The organism is Ochrobactrum sp. MYb379, assembly GCF_037479515.1.
Lineage (GTDB): Bacteria > Pseudomonadota > Alphaproteobacteria > Rhizobiales > Rhizobiaceae > Brucella.
Window position 1 is genome coordinate 64,553 of the sequence record NZ_JBBGYW010000011.1, and the last position, 18,440, is coordinate 82,992.

Below are 18,440 nucleotides of genomic sequence, written 5' to 3' on the forward strand. Positions count from 1 at the left end.
CGCGAGCAACAAAATAATCGCAGATGCGTTTATGTAAGGTGGCAGAGCAGTGATTAGCGAACAGGGACAGATGCCGGGCAATATGATCAGCCTCGCTGAGCGCATGGTTTTCTCAGATTCGTTCAAGCCGATTTACAGTGAAGGCATGGACATGGTTGAGGAAGCCGCCAGCTATCTCGACGGCGAAGGCCGTGAGGAAGCGCGCAATCTCTCGCGTGTTGCCGCAACCCTTTATGCTGCCGAATCGATGCGTCTGACCACACGTCTTATGCAGGTTGCTTCATGGCTGTTGCTGCAGCGAGCAGCGCGTAATGGCGAAATGTCCCGCAAGCAGGTTGAAGCTGAAAAGGCCAAAGTTCGTCTTGATACGCCGTCTGCCGGTGATCTCGCGACAGGTTGGAACGAGTTGCCATTCGCTTTCATCGAACTCATCGAACGTTCTATCCGCTTACAGGCACGCGTTCGCCGTATGGATCGCAACGTTTATGGTGAAGTTGTCGCTTTGCAGAGTGCGCCGCGGGGCAATCCGGTTTCCGATCAGATTGTGCTGCTGAAGACTGCTTTCGGCGCGTCTTAAGTAAAATCTGCGCAGTCTTATTGCGTCTGCGGATGCAATGTTTCTCTTTTGTTCACATTTGTGCTGTCAAGTGAACCTGTCTGAGGATAGGGTTCACTTATGAAAGAAACGATTCGCATCATTGGTATTGATCCGGGGCTCCGCCGTACCGGCTGGGGCGTTGTGGAATCGCTTGGAAATTCCCTGCATTTTATCGGCTCCGGCACTGTGACCTCGAATGCTGAGATGGATCTCGCTTCAAGGCTTTGCCAGTTGCATGAAGGACTGTCTAAAGTCCTGCATGAATTCATGCCGCATGAAGCAGCCGTTGAACATACATTCGTCAATAAGGATGCGACGGCGACGCTGAAGCTTGGTCAGGCGCGTGGTATTGCACTTCTGGCACCTGCACAGGCTGGGCTCCCGGTTGCGGAATATGCGCCGAATGCTGTCAAGAAGGCGGTCATTGGCGTGGGCCATGGTGAAAAGCAGCAAATTCATATGATGGTGAAGGTTTTGATGCCGCGCGCAACGTTCGATACGAGCGATGCTGCCGATGCGCTTGCCATTGCTATTTGCCATGCGCATCATCGTCAGAGCATTGTCAGCGCACGCAGAATGCAGGCGTTATTAGCGGGATAAAACCAGAATGATCGGCAAGCTTAAAGGCGTGATCGATGAAATTGCTGATGATCATGCCGTCATTGACGTGCATGGTGTTGGCTATGTTGTCTTCTGTTCTTCTCGCACGCTCGGTAATCTGGGCGGAGAAGGCGAGGCGGCGGTGTTGCTGATCGAAACCTATGTGCGAGAGGATATGATCCGCCTTTATGGTTTCGGATCACAGCTTGAACGCGAATGGTTCCGCCTGTTGCAGAATGTGCAGGGCGTGGGTGCCAAGGTTGCGCTCGCGGTGCTTGGCACTTTGACGCCACCTGAACTTGCAAACGCAATTGCGCTTCGTGATCTCGCTATGGTTTCGCGTGCGCCGGGTGTTGGTAAAAAAGTTGCCGAACGTATTGTTACGGAGTTGAAGAACAAGGCACCGGCCTTTGCAGGGGACGCCAGCGGCACCATCGGGCTTAAGCAGGAACTCGGCGAGGGCGTTGCATCAGCGCCGGTTAGCGATGCAGTCTCGGCTCTCTCCAATCTTGGTTATTCGCGCGATCAGGCGGCAAATGCTGTGGCCGCGGCTCTCAGAGAAGCTGGGGAAGATGCCGATTCGGCCAAGCTTATTCGTCTTGGTTTGAAGGAACTGTCGCGTTGAGTGACTTGTCTCAAGTGAACGTTCATGCGAGAGGACTGGCATGAGCGACCGCAATCCTCTTATTGATGCTGATCTGCGTGGTGACGACGCCGACAGAACTTTACGCCCGCAAACACTGGATGATTTTGTGGGGCAGGCCGCTGCGCGCGCCAATCTCAAAGTATTTATCGAGGCTGCAAAAGTGCGCGGTGAAGCGCTGGATCATGTCCTGTTTGTCGGCCCTCCGGGATTGGGAAAGACCACGCTTGCGCAGATCATGTCGAAAGAGCTGGGTGTTAATTTCCGTTCGACCTCTGGTCCGGTGATTGCCAAGGCAGGTGATCTTGCAGCTCTGCTGACCAATCTTGAAGACCGCGATGTGCTGTTTATTGATGAAATCCATCGTCTCAGCCCGGCTGTTGAAGAAATTCTCTACCCGGCGATGGAAGACTTTCAGCTTGATCTCATCATTGGTGAAGGGCCGGCGGCCCGTTCGGTGAAGATTGATCTTGCGAAATTTACGCTGGTCGCAGCAACGACGCGTCTTGGGCTTCTGACGACGCCGTTGCGGGATCGTTTCGGCATTCCGGTCCGGCTCAATTTTTATACGGTCGAAGAACTTGAATATATTGTGCGCCGTGGTGCGCGCATCATGCAGATGGGCATTTCACCGGATGGTGCGTTAGAAGTTGCGCGTCGTTCACGTGGTACACCGCGTATTGCAGGCCGTTTGTTGCGGCGCGTGCGCGATTTCGCGCTGGTCGCAGGTGTTGATGTTATTGATCGTAAGATCGCCGATGAAGCTCTCTCGCGGCTGGAAGTCGATAATCGTGGTTTCGATCAGCTTGACCGGCGTTATCTCGATATGATTGCACGCAATTTTGGTGGCGGACCAGTCGGTATCGAAACCATTGCAGCGGGCCTGTCGGAACCGCGTGATGCGATTGAAGATATTATTGAACCCTATATGATTCAGCAGGGCTTTTTGCAGCGCACACCACGGGGTCGCGTTTTAACAGCGTTGGCGTGGCAACATATGGGCCTGACAGCGCCCACTGAGGTTACGCAGCAATCGCAGTTTGGCCTTTTCACGGAAGACGAATAGATATGAACCATGCACAGGTTGCGGGCGAACTCAAAGACGGCACGCATCATCTCTATGCACGCATCTATTATGCCGACACCGATTTTTCAGGTTTCGTCTATCACGGTCGTTATCTCGAATTTTATGAGCGTGGCCGCACGGATTTCCTGCGGCTTCAGGATGTTCATCATATTGAGCTTGCCGAAGGTTCGCTTGGCGAAGAGATGGTTTGGGTCGTCCGCCGTATGGAGATCGACTATAAATCACCTGCAAAAATGGACGATCTTATTTTGATCGAAACGCGTGTCAGCGAAATTCGTGGCGCACGTGTCATCATGGCGCAAAAAATCACCTGTGGTGAGCGACTGCTTTCGGAAGCAAAAGTCGAGGCCGTGATGATCACGAAAGAAGGCCAGCCGCGCCGAATACCCGATGAATGGCGTGACGCTTTCACAAAAGCTGGCTGATTTTTAGAGATGCCCTGCAATATTTTACGGGCAAGCTCGTCTTGTCAGCAAATGCTAACGCATATTTAACCATAATATCGGATTAATCACGCTGACGGATTCGGTTGAGAGGCTCGTTACGGTGTAACGCCTTCCTTTCACCAAAATTAACCATGACAAGCGCTTGAGGATTTAAAGCTAAAATCCGGTTATGGCGGTTGGGGCGTTCGGCAGCGGACGTTTTTCGAGTAATTTGCAATGCCGCCCGGTCACAATGCCGGGCGTTTGGATTCGAGGACGGTAGATCGATGGAAAATATTGCGCTCGCGGCCCCTGCCGCCGATATTACCCTCTGGGGCCTGTTTATGCATGCGGGCTGGGTGGTCAAGCTTGTGATGCTCGGCCTGATAGGTGCATCGGTCTGGACCTGGGCAATCATCGTCGACAAGATTGTTTCCTATCGTCGCGCTCGCGGCGCGATGGAGCGTTTTGAGCAGGCGTTCTGGTCAGGACAGTCGCTGGAAGAACTCTACCGCACGCTCAATGAACGCCGTACCACCGGCATGGCCTCCATTTTTATTGCCGCGATGCGTGAATGGAAAAAGTCGTTTGAGAAAGGTGCGCGCTCGCCGATTGGTTTGCAGATGCGTATCGATAAAGCGATGGATGTGGCGCTGGCGCGTGAGGGCGAAAAGCTCGATTCCCGCCTTGGCTTCCTTGCAACGACGGGTTCTGCTGCACCATTCGTCGGTCTGTTCGGAACGGTTGTGGGTATCATGACCTCGTTCCAGGCGATTGCCGCTTCCAAGAATACAAGCCTTGCAGTTGTGGCACCGGGTATCGCGGAAGCACTGCTTGCAACGGCGATTGGTCTGCTCGCCGCTATCCCTGCGGTTATCGCTTATAACAAGCTTTCAGCAGATGCGGGCAAGATCAGCGGACGCCTCGAAGGCTTTGCCGATGAGTTCTCCGCCATACTGTCGCGCCAAATTGATGAGAAGCTGACGCCGCGCAGCTAAGCATGTCGCGGAAAAGTAGGAACCGGTTTTCCGATAACGACATACGTGAAAACAAAAAATAAAGCGTTCCAGCAAAAACAGTTGAAATCGAGCCTTCGGGAAACTTGCAATGGGCATGTCAGTTGGAAATCAGGGAATGCAGTCGGGTGGTCGCCGCAGGCGTGGCCGCAAGAAGGCATTGATGAGCGAAATCAACGTTACGCCATTCGTGGACGTGATGCTGGTTCTGCTGATCATCTTCATGGTTTCCGCACCGCTTCTGACTGTTGGTGTGCCAATTGATCTGCCGGATACGCAGGCAAAATCGATGAACGCCGACACGCAGCCGATCACTGTCTCGGTGAACAACGAAGGCAAGATCTATCTTCAGGAAACTGAAATTCCGATTGATGAAGTTGTCGCTAAACTTCAGGCGATTGCCAAGACTGGCTACGAAGAGCGCATCTTCGTGCGCGGTGACAAGGCTGCCGATTACGGCACTGTCATGAAGGTCATGGCTCGCATTTCCGCCGCCGGTTTCAAGAATATCGGCCTTGTGACCCTCCAGGAGCAGGATAGCTGACGCCATTATGAAGGCTGGCCTTACATCTTCTGTTGTGTTCCATGTCGTGTTGATCGGGATGGGAATCTTCTCTTTTTCCTCACCGAAGTCATTCGAAGTGCAGGATTCAGAGTCGTTTCCGGTCGACATCGTGCCAATTGAATCGATCACGCAAATTCAGCAGGGCGATAAAAAAGCGCCGATGAAGGAAAAGTCGGCACCTATTCCGACCACAAAGCCGCAGACCGTGCCAGATGCGCAGGAGTTTGGTGATCAAAGCGTTGATAGCCAGACACCGCCTACACCTGACACCAAGGCAAAACCGCTTGAAGCCGCTGAAGAGCCAAAGGCGCAGCCAGAGCCGGTAAAAAAGCCAGAGCCTAAACCCGATCCAAAGCCTGAACCTAAACCGCAGGATAAGCCGACGCCGGTTCCTGCTACCGAAGTTCAGACCAAGCCGGAAGAAAAACAGGAAGTGAAGCCTGACCCGGTCGCGGAAGCGATTGAGAAGCAGGTCGAAGCTCCTGATCAGGCTGCACCGAAATTGCCGGATAATGTTCCTGCACCGCAGGAAAAGCCAAAGCCTCCGCAGGCGCAGACGGCCAAGACACCGGACCGCAAGCCTGTTGAAGAGAAGAAGCCGACGCAGTCAGCTTCGCAGACGTCGCAGTCTAAGAATGATGCTATTGCTGACGAAGTGGCAGCACTGCTTAATAAGCAGAAGGCTTCCGGCGGTGGTGCAAAGCGTTCGACCGATCAGGCATCGCTGGGCGGCAAAAAGAATACGGGTGGCTCGAAACTGAGCCAGAATGAAATGGATGCGCTTCGTGGCGCAATCTCGAAGTGCTGGAACGTGCCAGCGGGTGTTGCAGATGCGCCCGGACTGGTTGTGACAGTTAAGATGAAACTCAATCAGGATGGCTCTATTCAGGGCTCGCCTGAAGTGACATCCGGTGGTGGTGGCGATGGTGTTGGCCGAGCCGCAGCAGAAAGCGCTCGTCGCGCAGTGGCACGTTGCGCACCGTACAATCTGCCAGCAGATAAATATGACAATTGGTCGGAAGTGATTGTTAACTTCGACCCAAGCGAAATGTTCTGACCGGGTTCCGGTTGCAGTTAAGTTCCATGCCAAGGACAAAAGAGGTCCCCGAAGACATGAAAATGGGCATTATGAAAACGAAGATCCGAGCAGCCCTTTCGGCTTTGGCCTGTGTCATTGCCGCAAGTTTTGTTGCAACCGCTCCTGCGCATGCCGTGGTCGAAATCAACATCAACAAGGGTGTTGTCGAACCATTGCCGATTGCGATCACCGATTTCCTTTCTGGCGATCAACTTGGTGCCAATATCAGTTCCGTGATTGCAGCAGATCTTGAACGATCTGGCCTGTTTGCGCCGATCAGCAAAAGCGCATTTATCGAACAGATTTCCAATCCTGATGCGTCTCCGCGTTTTGAAGACTGGAAGGTCATCAATGCGCAGGCGCTGGTGACCGGTCGCATTACCAAGCAGCCAGATGGCCGCCTGAAGGCGGAGTTCCGTCTCTGGGATACGTTTGGTGGACAACAGCTGATTGGTCAGCAGTTCTTTACCACGCCTGATAACTGGCGTCGTGTTGCGCACATTATCGCTGATGCGATTTATGAGCGCCTGACCGGTGAAAAAGGTTACTTCGATACCCGCGTCGTTTTTGTTGATGAATCTGGTCCAGCTCAGAAGCGCGTCAAGCGTTTGGCGATCATGGATCAGGATGGTGCCAATATTCGTTACCTTTCCGATGGCCGCGACATGGCGTTGACCCCGCGTTTTTCGCCAAACCGTCAGGAAGTGACTTATATGTCCTTTGCTGGTGGCCAGCCGCGCGTTTACCTGTTGCAGCTTGAAACCGGCCAGCGCGAGCTGGTTGGCAACTTCCCCGGCATGTCGATTGCACCGCGCTTTTCGCCCGATGGCCAGAAGGTTGTCATGAGCCTTCTTCAGGATGACGGCAGCGCGAATATCTACACTATGGATCTGCGTAACCGCACCACGACACGTCTGACCAACAGTCAGGCAATCGATACCAGTGCGTCTTACTCGCCGGATGGTTCGCAGATTGTGTTCTCGTCTGATCGTGGCGGACGTCCGCAGCTCTACGTGATGGGCGCTGATGGCTCCAATCCACGCCGTATCTCGTCGGGTGATGGCAGCTACTCGACCCCGGTTTGGTCCCCACGTGGTGATCTCATCGCCTTCACCAAGCAGTCGCAAGGCCAATTCTCGATTGGCGTTATGAAGACTGATGGTACGGGTGAGCGACTGCTGACCTCCGGCTTCCACAATGAAGGTCCGACCTGGGCACCAAATGGCCGCGTGCTGATGTTCTTCCGCAAGGCATCGGGTGCCGGTGGTCCGAAGCTCTTCAGTATCGATCTGACGGGACGTAATGAACGCCAAATCCAGACACCGAACTTCGGTTCTGATCCGGCCTGGTCGCCATTGCTTGAGTAGTTTTGGTGTGAGTTGGAATGAGTTTAGGGCGCGAGGCATCGGTTTCGCGCCTTTTTCATGGCAAAATGCCACAATTATAGCCTTGGAGCCGTGTTTCTGCCTCATTTAGCCCTCAAGGGCTAAAAGCAGAATTGCAACCGGATAAAAACGGTTCGCAGATGGTCGCAAGAAATTATTAACCATACTTCTTGAGCCTGTTTTAACCTAAATATGATTATTGGTTGGTTACGCAGGAACATCAAATCTTAAGGAGCTCCGGCCCATGCGCCGTATCCAGTCGATTGCACGTAGCCCGATCGCTATTGCCCTTTTCATGTCGCTCGCCGTTGTTGGTTGTGCGTCGAAAAAGAACCTTCCGAACAATGCCGGTGATCTTGGCTTGGCTGGTGGCGCTTCAACGCCCGGCTCCGCTCAGGACTTCACTGTAAATGTCGGTGACCGCATTCTGTTTGACCTCGATTCGTCGCTGATCCGTTCGGATGCGCAGCAGACATTGTCGAAGCAGGCACAGTGGTTGCAGCGTTACCCACAGTACTCCATCACTGTCGAAGGTCATGCCGACGAACGTGGTACACGTGAGTACAACCTTGCACTCGGCCAGCGTCGTGCTGCTGCAACCCGTGACTTCCTTGCAGCCCGTGGCGTTCCAACCAGCCGTATGCGTACCGTTTCCTACGGCAACGAGCGTCCAATCGCTGTTTGCGATAACAACTCTTGCTGGTCGCAGAACCGTCGTGCCGTTACCGTTCTTAACGGTGCTGGCAGCTAAGTTTCAGAAAATAGTCTGAACCTAATCAGAGAAAAGCGGTCTTCGGGCCGCTTTTTTCTGTTCAGACGTCAGGTAATTGTCTTTTCGACAAATTTTGGCCGAACTCACCTGTGTCATAGGGAAAGCATCTATGCTTTTTAAGGTTTTTCTCTAATAACTGAAAAGAACCGCGGAAATTCAGGTGTTCAGAAAATGTTCAGGCATCGTGTTTGATTGTTTATCCAGACCTTGGTGGTCGCGGTTTATAGTTTCAGGGCACCATCATTTTTCGACAATGAGCGATAGGGGCAAAAAGGGAATGAGGAAACCAATGAGGAAAGTGACGCTGGCAATTGCCATGCTGCCGCTTTTGGCGAGTGCGCCGGTTCTGGCAGCATCTGGTTTTTCGCAGCAGGGGAATATCCAACTCGCGCAAGCTGGAACTCCCGGTGGCGATCAGTTTTCGCAGCAGGTCTGTAATCTGGCGCATCAGAATGCACAGTCCTATGCCCGCATCATGCAATTGCGCGACAATATGCTGAAAATTCAGCGTGATAATGAAACCCGTTTTCGTGCGCTGGAAAAGGGCAATGGTGGTGGGCAGAATCACGCAAATGTCGGCTCGACCGCAATTCTCGACGATGCCATGCGCGACAACGGCAGCGCAGGTGGTCAGGGTGGCTATCAGCAAAGCCCCGGCTTGCAGCAAGAGCTGATCCGTAACCTCACGGGTAAGGTTGAGGATGTTGATGCGCAGATTTCGTTTACGAACGAGCTGCTACAGAAGACACAAGACGACAATGATTTCCGATTTGAAGAGCTGGAAAAGAAGCAGGGTGTAACCGCTCCTGCAAAGTCTGATCTGTCTCAGAATGCTCAGGTCAGTGCACCTCCCGGCAGCGATCTTTGTTCGCAGGGTATGGGCAATCCTGTGGGCACCGCTGATACGCTCAGCAATCGTGCCGAAGCCATGAACTTCCAGGTCCTTGAATTGCAGGACCAGATGCAGAAAATGCAGGAAGACAATGAACGCCGCTTCCAGAAGCTGGAAGGTGGCCGCGCTGATGCAGGCAATGCGCCCGGCGATACGTCGCTCGCAGATGCGACACCGGCTGGAAACCCCGATGATGGGGTTTCTGGCAACACGGCACAGAGCGGCAATATCGGTTCAGATACACAAACGGCGACCAATGATTCATCGGGCGCCGATTCCATGGCTATTGGTTCGGGTGCTGCCGCGCAGGGTGGCCCACAGCGTGGGGAGCCGCCGCAATCGCTTGGCTCAATCCGCTTTGATAACAATGGCAATGTAATCGGCGAAACCATGAATGCGCAGCCACGTCCGGTTGAACAGGGTGCTGCATTGCCAGCTGGTCAGGCTGCAGGGCAGGCAGTGGCATCGCTGCCGACTGATGATAATCCAAATTCACTCTATCAGGCCGCGTATCAATATGTGATGTCGGGCGATTATAAAGCGGCGGAGACTGGTTTCCGCGAGCACATCAAGCGATATCCGGCTGATCCGACCACGGCTGAAGCACGCTATTGGCTGGGCGAATCGCTTTATGGTCAGGCGCGGTATCCAGAAGCTGCAACTGTTTTCATTGATACGCAGCGAGATTACCCCGATTCCAAACGCGCAGCGGAGAATATGTTCAAGCTGGGTATGACGCTTGAAAAGATGGATAATCACGACGTCGCTTGTGCAACTTTTAAGCAGATTCCAGAGCGCTATCCGAAGGCTGCACCCGCCGTTTTGAAGCGGGTGAGCGATGAGCGCACGCGTATCAAGTGTTGATTTTGGAGATTATGTGTGGGGCTTTCCCCGAAAGATATTTTTGAGCCTTTCAGAATAGAAAATGCAAAAGGAATCATTGCTGCCGTTTCCGGTGGCAGCGATTCTCTGGCTCTTCTTTTCCTCTTGAAAGACTATCTCGCGACGCTGGATAACCCGCCACCGCTGACGGCTGTTACCATTGATCACCGTTTGCGTGCGGAATCGACGCAAGAGGCCGATAATGTAGGCGCGCTTTGCCATCAACACGGCATCGCTCACCGTGTTCTTTCGTGGGACGAAGCCAAGCCGAAGACTGGTCTCGCTGCCGCTGCTCGCTCTGCCCGCTATCGGTTGCTGGTGCAGGCGGCGCATGAGGCGGGCGCGGATTTTATTGCGACGGGACATACGCGCGACGATCAGATTGAAACATTCCTGATGCGCAAGGAGCGGAGTTCCCACTCGGAAGCACGTGGACTTGCCGCTATGGCACCGCAGTCATGGCTTGAAAATTCGGTCGTCTTGGTAAGACCGCTGCTGGAAACATCCCGCTTAAATCTGCGTCAGGAACTCACTGAGAAAGCGGTGGTCTGGATTGATGATCCCAGCAACGTCAACACCAGCTATGAGCGTCCGCGCGTGCGGCTGACATCGGCTACAGAAGTCGATCCGGATCGCGTGATGGCCCAAGTCGCACTGGCATCAGCGGCGCGAAAACGCGATAATGCGGCGCTTGTTGCAGCATTGTCTGATCCGGTCTACCTGCAAATGAATGCGTTTGGCACGATCCTGGTCGACGCGTCCATTTATGCGAAGCTTCCAGAAACTGTTCGGCGCTTGTTTTCGGGTCTTCTTGCATCGATTGCGGGCGGGCGGCGTTTTCTCCCCGGTGATGCTGAACGCGCACGTATTGAAAAGCTTTTGTCCGGTCAGGAGAAAGTTGGGCGTCTGACAGTGTTTGGTGCGCTCGTCGAGCTTGGCAAAAATGGTGAGCCGCATAAGTTTCGTCGCGAACGTCGTAACCTGCCAACGTTGCAACTTCATCCCGGCCAAACGATCATCTGGGATGGGCGCTACCGCCTGACAAATCACACTCAAACAACCTTCGAGGTGGCCGCACCTGATCGGCAGGAACTGGCTGATTTCATTGAAGTGCATCAGATTGATGTCGATTTTGTACAACGCGAAGCGCTGCTGGTGCTGCCCGCGATCTATGAAAACGGCAAATTGCTGCAAGTTCCGGCAGTTAACGGTCAGCAGTTGCCTTCAGGAATCACTGTCGAAAAGCACTTCGCAATCTTTGATCATGTGCTTCCGGGCTATGATTTTGCGCTTGCAAAAGCCATTGAAACGCAGTTTGGGCGCGAATGTCCTAATTTTTATAAACCAGTTTGATAAGAATCGAAGATGAGGCGGCTCTCGCGCCTTGGCAACGCCGTTCTTCGATCCTATGTTAAGTCGAAACATCGTACCGCCCTTGTCGGGTGGCTGTGGTATCGATAGGACCCGATATGAATCCGAACTATCGCAACTTCGCCCTCTGGGCGATCATTGCTCTACTTTTGATAGCGCTGTTCAACCTGTTCCAGAGTCCTGGCCAGCGCTCGAATTCCCGTGAAGTTTCCTACTCCCAGTTTATCGATGACGTTTCCAATGGACGCGTTAAGTCGGTCACTATTACTGGTGAGAAGATCAGCGGTACATTTGCCGATAATGGATCGACCTTCCAGACCTATTCGCCGGGCGATACGGGACTGGTTTCTCGTCTTGAGGAAAAGGGCGTTGCAATCACCGCTCGTCCTGAAAATGACGGCTCCGGTTCGCTTCTTGGTATCCTGCTTTCATGGTTGCCGATGATCCTAATTTTGGGTGTGTGGATTTTCTTCATGCGCCAGATGCAGGGTGGTTCACGCGGTGCGATGGGCTTTGGCAAGTCGAAGGCGAAGCTTTTGACCGAAGCGCATGGCCGTATCACCTTTCAGGATGTCGCTGGCGTTGAAGAAGCCAAGCAGGATCTGGAGGAAATCGTAGAATTCCTGCGTGATCCGCAGAAGTTCCAGCGTCTGGGCGGTAAGATTCCGCGCGGCGTGCTGCTCGTTGGCCCTCCCGGAACCGGTAAAACTTTGCTCGCGCGCTCTGTTGCAGGCGAAGCTAATGTGCCGTTCTTCACGATTTCTGGTTCTGACTTCGTTGAAATGTTTGTTGGTGTTGGTGCAAGCCGCGTCCGCGATATGTTCGAACAGGCTAAGAAGAATGCACCTTGCATTATCTTCATCGACGAAATCGATGCTGTTGGTCGTCATCGTGGTGCCGGTCTTGGCGGCGGTAACGACGAACGCGAACAGACGCTCAACCAGCTTCTGGTCGAAATGGATGGTTTTGAAGCAAACGAATCAATCATTCTGATTGCTGCGACCAACCGTCCTGACGTTCTTGATCCAGCACTTCTTCGTCCGGGCCGTTTTGACCGTCAGGTCGTTGTTCCGAACCCGGATATTGTTGGCCGTGAACAGATCCTCAAAGTGCATGTGCGCAATGTGCCGCTTGCTCCGAATGTCGATCTTAAGATTGTAGCACGCGGTACGCCGGGCTTCTCTGGTGCCGATCTTGCCAACCTCGTCAACGAATCTGCTCTGATGGCAGCGCGTCGCAACAAGCGTCTCGTGACCATGCAGGAATTTGAAGACGCTAAGGACAAGATCATGATGGGTGCGGAGCGCCGCTCCGCCATGACGCCGGAAGAAAAGGCCAACACGGCCTATCACGAAGCAGGTCACGCTATTCTGGCAATCAATGTGCCGAGTTCCGATCCCGTTCATAAGGCAACCATCATTCCGCGCGGTCGTGCGCTTGGCATGGTTATGCAGCTGCCAGAAGGTGATCGTTATTCGGCAACTTATACCTGGATGGTGTCGCGCCTAGCGATCCTGATGGGCGGTCGTGTTGCGGAAGAGCTGAAATTTGGTAAGGAAAACATCACATCTGGTGCGTCTTCCGATATTCAGCAGGCAACCAAGCTGGCGCGTTCGATGGTGACCCAGTGGGGTTATTCCGACAAGCTCGGTCGCGTGGCTTACGGTGACAATCAGGAAGAAGTGTTCCTTGGTCATTCGGTTTCACGCACGCAGAATATTTCGGAAGCAACCGCGCAGATCATCGATGCTGAAGTGCGACGTCTTGTGGATGAAGCCTATGCCGAAGCAACCCGTATCCTGACCGAAAAGCGTGAGGATTGGATTGCGCTTGCTGAAGGTCTGCTTGAATATGAAACTTTGAGCGGCGATGAAATCAAGGAACTGATTGCGGGCAACAAGCCATCGCGTGATCAGGGCAATGATACGCCATCGCGCGGTTCAGGCGTTCCCAAAGCGGGCAGCCCACGCAAGCGTAAGGGTGAAGAACCCGGCAGTGAGCCTGGCATTGAGCCAAACCCACAGCCGCAGTAGGCATCTGTAAGAACTATGAAAAGCCGGGCATTTTGTCCGGCTTTTCTGCTTCTGAAGCGTCTTTCGTTTGAAAGGCTCGGTTAAGGATTTCGGCGCATCATGGGACAAGTTCGGAAATTGATGCTTTGATACGATCTGTTTCGTCGAAAGTTGAAATTGCAATGACAGGTGGTTTTGCGCTATTAACGCAGACAATCGATTGCCGGGCTAACAATCCCGGATGCCATTGCCGTCTCACAGATTAACAGCGACTGATATTTTATTGCTTCGAGACAGCTTTATGGCGCAACGCAAGGCTAAGAATATGACACGTAAATATTTTGGAACTGATGGTATTCGCGGCAAGGCAAACAGCTTTCCGATGACGCCAGATATTGCCATGAAAGTCGGTATGGCGGTGGGGCATATTTTCCGTCGTCACGGCCAAGCCTCGCGCGTTGTGATCGGTAAGGATACGCGCCGTTCTGGTTATATGCTGGAAAACGCGCTTGTTGCAGGTTTCACTGCTGCGGGTATGGATGTGTTCCTGCTCGGCCCAATTCCGACGCCAGCTGTTGCCATGCTTTGCCGTTCATTGCGTGCAGACATTGGCGTGATGATCTCGGCTTCGCACAATCCATTCTATGACAACGGCATCAAGCTGTTTGGTCCTGATGGCTTCAAGCTGTCAGACGAAATCGAATTGAAGATTGAGAGCCTCATCGACAGTGATCTCTCCGCGCATCTTGCGACCCATGGCGAAGTCGGGAAGGCCAAGCGCGTTGACGGTGATATCTATCGATATATCGAATTTGCTAAGCGCACTTTGCCACGCAATATCTCGCTCAAGGGGCTGCGCATCGTGGTCGATTGCGCGAATGGTGCTGGCTATAAGGTGGCACCTGCTGCACTTTGGGAGCTCGGTGCAGAAGTCATCACCATCAATGACGAGCCAAACGGCATCAACATCAATGAGGATTGTGGCTCGACCCATCCGATTGGCCTGATGAAGAAGGTCCATGAAGTGCGCGCCGATGTCGGCATTGCGCTTGATGGTGATGCGGACCGCGTTTTGTTGGTCGATGAAAACGGCACAGTCATCGATGGCGATCAGCTTCTGGCAGTCATTGCCGAATCATGGGCCAAATCAGATCGCCTTCAGGGCGGCGGTATCGTCGCAACGATCATGTCCAATCTCGGTCTTGAGCGTTACTTGCATGACCACAATATGACGCTGGCCCGCACCAAGGTTGGTGACCGCTATGTGGTTGAACACATGCGTGAGTATGGCTTCAATGTGGGCGGCGAACAGTCGGGTCACATTGTTCTGTCAGATTTTGCGACGACCGGCGATGGGCTGGTTTCCGCATTGCAGATTCTTGCGGTCGCGCAGGAAGAGAACAAGCCACTGAGCGAGCTTTGCCGCAAGTTTGAGCCGGTGCCACAGTTGCTCAAGAATGTGCGTACTTCTGGCGGAAAACCGCTTGAAAACAAGAAGGTTAAGAGCGCGATTGACGAGGCGACTGATCGTTTGGGCGCGCAGGGACGTCTGGTTATCCGCCCATCGGGAACAGAGCCGCTGATCCGCGTTATGGCAGAAGGTGACGACCGTGCACTCGTTGAGAAGGTCGTCAACGACATCATTAATGTGATCTCGTCGGAAAGCGCTGCTGCCTGAGTTGACGGACTAAAATTCACAAAGAGCGCGGGTTTTCCGCGCTTTTTTGTTTGTTCCAAAAGACTTCCGCTTTGAAAAAGCATGGATAAAAAACGATTAAAAAATAAGGTTAATTAGTATTTAATTTTTGATCCCTATTTTGATCCCAAGTTTCTGGTTTCGGCGTGTTTGCTGCGTCACTGATTGATGGGACAAATAAATGAATGGTCTGATTAAGACTTTTGGTGCCGGCCTTGTTTTATCCGCTGCACTGACTGGCTTTTCGTCTGTGGCATTTGCCGCTGATGATATGGAATCAGTGCCGGAAGTCATTGTTACGCCGTCCGCCACTGGCGGTTGGTATCTGCGTGGTGATATTGGTTATTCCTTCAATCGCTTCAAAAGAGCAGATTTTGATGGCACTCGATTTGATGGTGATCTGAAAGATTCCTTCGTCTTTGGCGGTGGCGTTGGCTATCAGATTACGGATTATTTCCGTACTGATTTGACGCTTGACTATTCAACGCGCTCAAAATTCACCACCGATTACGATAACAGCAAGATGTCCGGTTTGTCGGCTCTGGCAAATGCTTATGTCGATCTGGCCAATTTTGGCGGTGTGACACCTTATGTCGGTGCAGGGCTCGGAGGTATGCGTGTGAAGTGGGACGATATGGCCCTTACAACTGATGGTAACGAATTATCAGGTGAAACCGATTGGCGCTTTACCTATGCATTGATGGCCGGTGCATCGGTCGATCTCACGCATAATCTTAAGCTGGATGCTGGCTATCGCTTCCGCCATGTTAATGGTGGCAAAATGTTTGAGGGTGATACAGATATTGGTGCAGTCCGCGATAAGGGCATGAACATCCACGATATCCGCGTCGGCCTTCGCTATATGTTTGGCGGCTGATCGCATAGATCAATGAATTTCAAGGCCCGGTTTTCCGGGCCTTTTTGTTTTATGTCCCAAAACATCGTGCTGAAAGTGCATAAGTTAGCAAAAACTCTATTTTTTGTATCATATATTTCAAATAGCGCATAGAAACCCGCATGAAACAGGCATGGCCTGTGTTTTATGAACTTCGGTTTGCTTAAAAGGAATTGAAATGAAAGCCATTGCAGCTTTTTCAGATTTTGTCGGGCGGTCATTTGCCGTCTGGGTTATCGTTTTCGCTGTGCTGGGTTTCCTGTTGCCATCGGCATTCAGTATTTTTGCGCCGTGGATCGTTGTGCTGCTCGGCATCATCATGTTCGGTATGGGCCTGACAATTTCGACCAAGGATTTTGCCGAAGTTGCGCGCCGTCCTTTTGACGTATTGATTGGCGTATTGGCGCAATTCATCATCATGCCGCTGCTGGCTGTTTTGCTGACGCGTGTAATTCCTATGTCACCGGAAGTCGCTGCCGGCGTTATTCTGGTCGGCTGTTGCCCCGGTGGTACGGCCAGTAACGTGATGACTTATCTCAGCAAGGGCGATGTTGCTTTGAGTGTTGCCTGCACAAGCGTTACGACATTGCTGGCTCCTCTCGTTACGCCGTTTCTGGTCTGGTTCTTCGCCAGCCAGTATTTGCCAGTGGATGCAATGAGCATGTTTATCAGCATTATCAAGGTCATTCTGGTGCCGCTGGCACTTGGATTTATTTTGCAGAAGCTGATGCCCGGCCTTGTAAAAGCAGCTGTTCCAATGTTGCCTCTCGTTTCGGTTATCGGCATTGTGCTTATTGTCTCTGCTGTTGTCGCGGTCAACAAGACAGCAATTGCTCAGTCAGGCTTGCTGATATTTGCTGTTGTATTTTTGCATAATGGTTTGGGCTTGTTGCTCGGTTATTTTGCGGCACGGTTCGCAGGATTGTCGCTGGCCAAGCGTAAGGCAATCAGTATTGAAGTTGGTATGCAGAACAGCGGCCTTGGTGCGGCCCTTGCAAATGCACATTTTTCGCCATTGGCAGCGGTGCCAAGTGCGGTTTTCAGTGTCTGGCACAATGTCTCTGGTGCACTGATTGCGAGCTACTACGCACGTATGAAAGACGAGACTTCAAAATAACATCAGCAATGCACTTTAACCCGCCGCCAGTTACTGCGGCGGGTTTTGCAAAATATATTTCCAACCACCTTGTGAAATTTTTGCTTTCCGATATTTTCATCAGTGGGCCACGCTTCCCCAACGAGGCGCGTGCTATCTGTGAGGATAGGAAACAAAATGACGACGATTGCGAAGCCGGCAGTTCGCCCGGCTAACCCTAATTTTTCTTCAGGTCCCTGTGCAAAACGCCCCGGTTGGTCGCTTCAAGCGCTCGCCGATGCGCCGCTTGGCCGTTCGCACCGTGCGAAAATCGGCAAAAACAAGCTGAAAGAAGCCATCGACCTTACCCGCGAAATTCTTGGCGTTCCAGCTGACTACCGAATTGGCATTGTCCCGGCATCCGATACGGGTGCGGTCGAAATGGCTTTGTGGTCGCTGCTTGGTGAACGCGGCGTTGATATGGTCGCATGGGAAAGCTTCGGCTCCGGCTGGGTCACAGATGTGATCAAGCAGCTCAAACTCGAAGACACCCGCACCTTTGTTGCGCCTTATGGCGAACTGGTCGATTTCGCTGAAGTCGATTTCAACCGTGACGTTGTTTTCACATGGAATGGCACGACGTCTGGCGTTCGCGTGCCTAATGCGGATTTCATTCCGGCAAACCGTGAAGGCCTGACCATTTGCGATGCAACATCGGCTGCATTTGCGCAGCGTCTTGATTTTGCAAAGCTCGATGTCGTTACTTTCTCATGGCAGAAAGTTCTAGGCGGCGAGGGTGCACACGGCATTCTCATTCTTTCGCCGCGCGCCGTCGCGCGTCTGGAAAGCTATAAGCCAGCATGGCCGCTGCCAAAGATTTTCCGCCTGACTTCGGGCGGCAAGCTGATCGAAGGCATCTTCGTCGGCGAAACCATCAACACCCCTTCGATGCTCTGCGTTGAAGATTATCTCGACGCGCTGAGCTGGGCGCGTTCGGTCGGTGGTCTCGACGGCTTGGTCGGTCGTGCAGATGCGAATTTTGCCGTGCTTGATGCTTTCATCGAAAAAACGCCTTGGATTGCCAATCTGGCGCAAAAGCCAGAAACACGCTCGAACACATCGGTCTGCGTGACGATTGTTGATCCTGACGTGACTGCTTTGTCCACTGATCAACAGGCCGCTTTTGCCAAGGGCATAGTCTCTGCGCTCGAAAAAGAGGGCGTTGCCTTCGATATTGGTGCTTATCGCGATGCACCTTCGGGATTGCGTATCTGGGCGGGTGCGACGGTAGAGGCTTCTGATCTTGAAGCTTTGACTGCATGGCTCGACTGGGCTTTTGCAGCACAGAAAGCAGCACTCAAAGCCGCAGCATAAAAGCAAGCGATGACAGCGTTGTGGACGAAGTTGGGACGGCCACAGCCTGCGTCTTATTATCGTACAATCCGAAG

At 52.7% G+C, this 18,440-nt stretch carries 17 protein-coding genes; all 17 read left to right on the top strand.

Features of this window, described 5'->3' with window-relative positions; genetic code table 11:
* The first annotated feature begins 70 nt into the window (after positions 1-70).
* The 17 genes from rcdA to WH356_RS17905 all read left to right on the top strand — a co-directional run bounded on the left by rcdA (position 71) and on the right by WH356_RS17905 (position 18,366).
* Positions 71-577, top strand: a complete 507-nt coding sequence (gene rcdA / locus WH356_RS17825; RefSeq protein ID WP_339513317.1) for a protease adaptor protein RcdA — start codon at positions 71-73, stop codon at positions 575-577.
* Between the two features lie 99 nt (positions 578-676).
* A complete protein-coding gene (ruvC, locus tag WH356_RS17830; RefSeq protein WP_310015271.1) occupies positions 677-1,198 on the top strand; it encodes a crossover junction endodeoxyribonuclease RuvC in 522 nt (173 codons plus the stop codon).
* Between the two features lie 7 nt (positions 1,199-1,205).
* A complete protein-coding gene (gene ruvA / locus WH356_RS17835; RefSeq protein WP_339513199.1) occupies positions 1,206-1,823 on the top strand; it encodes a Holliday junction branch migration protein RuvA in 618 nt (205 codons plus the stop codon).
* Between the two features lie 40 nt (positions 1,824-1,863).
* The gene (gene ruvB, locus WH356_RS17840) at positions 1,864-2,907 is read left to right on the top strand and encodes a Holliday junction branch migration DNA helicase RuvB (protein WP_339513201.1); all 1,044 of its coding nucleotides are present in this window, start codon (positions 1,864-1,866) and stop codon (positions 2,905-2,907) included.
* A gap of 2 nt (positions 2,908-2,909) precedes the next feature.
* A complete protein-coding gene (gene ybgC / locus WH356_RS17845) occupies positions 2,910-3,353 on the top strand; it encodes a tol-pal system-associated acyl-CoA thioesterase (RefSeq protein ID WP_339513203.1) in 444 nt (147 codons plus the stop codon).
* Between the two features lie 287 nt (positions 3,354-3,640).
* Positions 3,641-4,351, top strand: coding sequence for a protein TolQ (gene tolQ, locus WH356_RS17850; RefSeq protein WP_339513205.1), 711 nt, complete (start codon positions 3,641-3,643; stop codon positions 4,349-4,351).
* A 109-nt stretch (positions 4,352-4,460) separates the two neighbouring features.
* Positions 4,461-4,913 carry a protein TolR gene (tolR, locus tag WH356_RS17855; RefSeq protein WP_339513207.1) on the top strand — a complete coding sequence of 151 codons (453 nt, stop codon included), beginning with the start codon at positions 4,461-4,463 and terminating at the stop codon, positions 4,911-4,913.
* A 7-nt stretch (positions 4,914-4,920) separates the two neighbouring features.
* Positions 4,921-5,991 (top strand): hypothetical protein, encoded by a 1,071-nt coding sequence (locus WH356_RS17860; protein WP_339513209.1) that lies wholly within the window; start codon positions 4,921-4,923, stop codon positions 5,989-5,991.
* A gap of 56 nt (positions 5,992-6,047) precedes the next feature.
* Positions 6,048-7,379: a Tol-Pal system beta propeller repeat protein TolB gene (gene tolB, locus WH356_RS17865; protein ID WP_339513210.1), complete on the top strand. Its 1,332-nt coding sequence runs from the start codon at positions 6,048-6,050 to the stop codon at positions 7,377-7,379.
* A gap of 262 nt (positions 7,380-7,641) precedes the next feature.
* Entirely contained in the window at positions 7,642-8,148 is a 507-nt protein-coding gene (gene pal / locus WH356_RS17870) for a peptidoglycan-associated lipoprotein Pal (protein ID WP_339513212.1), read from the top strand.
* Between the two features lie 298 nt (positions 8,149-8,446).
* Positions 8,447-9,925, top strand: coding sequence for a tol-pal system protein YbgF (gene ybgF, locus WH356_RS17875; RefSeq protein ID WP_339513214.1), 1,479 nt, complete (start codon positions 8,447-8,449; stop codon positions 9,923-9,925).
* 15 nt (positions 9,926-9,940) lie between these two features.
* The gene (gene tilS / locus WH356_RS17880) at positions 9,941-11,296 is read left to right on the top strand and encodes a tRNA lysidine(34) synthetase TilS (RefSeq protein WP_339513216.1); all 1,356 of its coding nucleotides are present in this window, start codon (positions 9,941-9,943) and stop codon (positions 11,294-11,296) included.
* Between the two features lie 116 nt (positions 11,297-11,412).
* The gene (gene ftsH / locus WH356_RS17885) at positions 11,413-13,347 is read left to right on the top strand and encodes an ATP-dependent zinc metalloprotease FtsH (RefSeq protein WP_339513218.1); all 1,935 of its coding nucleotides are present in this window, start codon (positions 11,413-11,415) and stop codon (positions 13,345-13,347) included.
* A gap of 304 nt (positions 13,348-13,651) precedes the next feature.
* On the top strand, positions 13,652-15,004 hold the full coding sequence (gene glmM / locus WH356_RS17890) for a phosphoglucosamine mutase (RefSeq protein WP_339513220.1): 1,353 nt from the start codon (positions 13,652-13,654) through the stop codon (positions 15,002-15,004).
* A gap of 199 nt (positions 15,005-15,203) precedes the next feature.
* The gene (locus WH356_RS17895; protein WP_339513222.1) at positions 15,204-15,899 is read left to right on the top strand and encodes an outer membrane protein; all 696 of its coding nucleotides are present in this window, start codon (positions 15,204-15,206) and stop codon (positions 15,897-15,899) included.
* A 196-nt stretch (positions 15,900-16,095) separates the two neighbouring features.
* Positions 16,096-17,034, top strand: coding sequence for a bile acid:sodium symporter family protein (locus WH356_RS17900; protein ID WP_339513224.1), 939 nt, complete (start codon positions 16,096-16,098; stop codon positions 17,032-17,034).
* 156 nt (positions 17,035-17,190) lie between these two features.
* A complete protein-coding gene (locus WH356_RS17905; RefSeq protein WP_339513226.1) occupies positions 17,191-18,366 on the top strand; it encodes a phosphoserine transaminase in 1,176 nt (391 codons plus the stop codon).
* Positions 18,367-18,440: the final 74 nt, after the last annotated feature.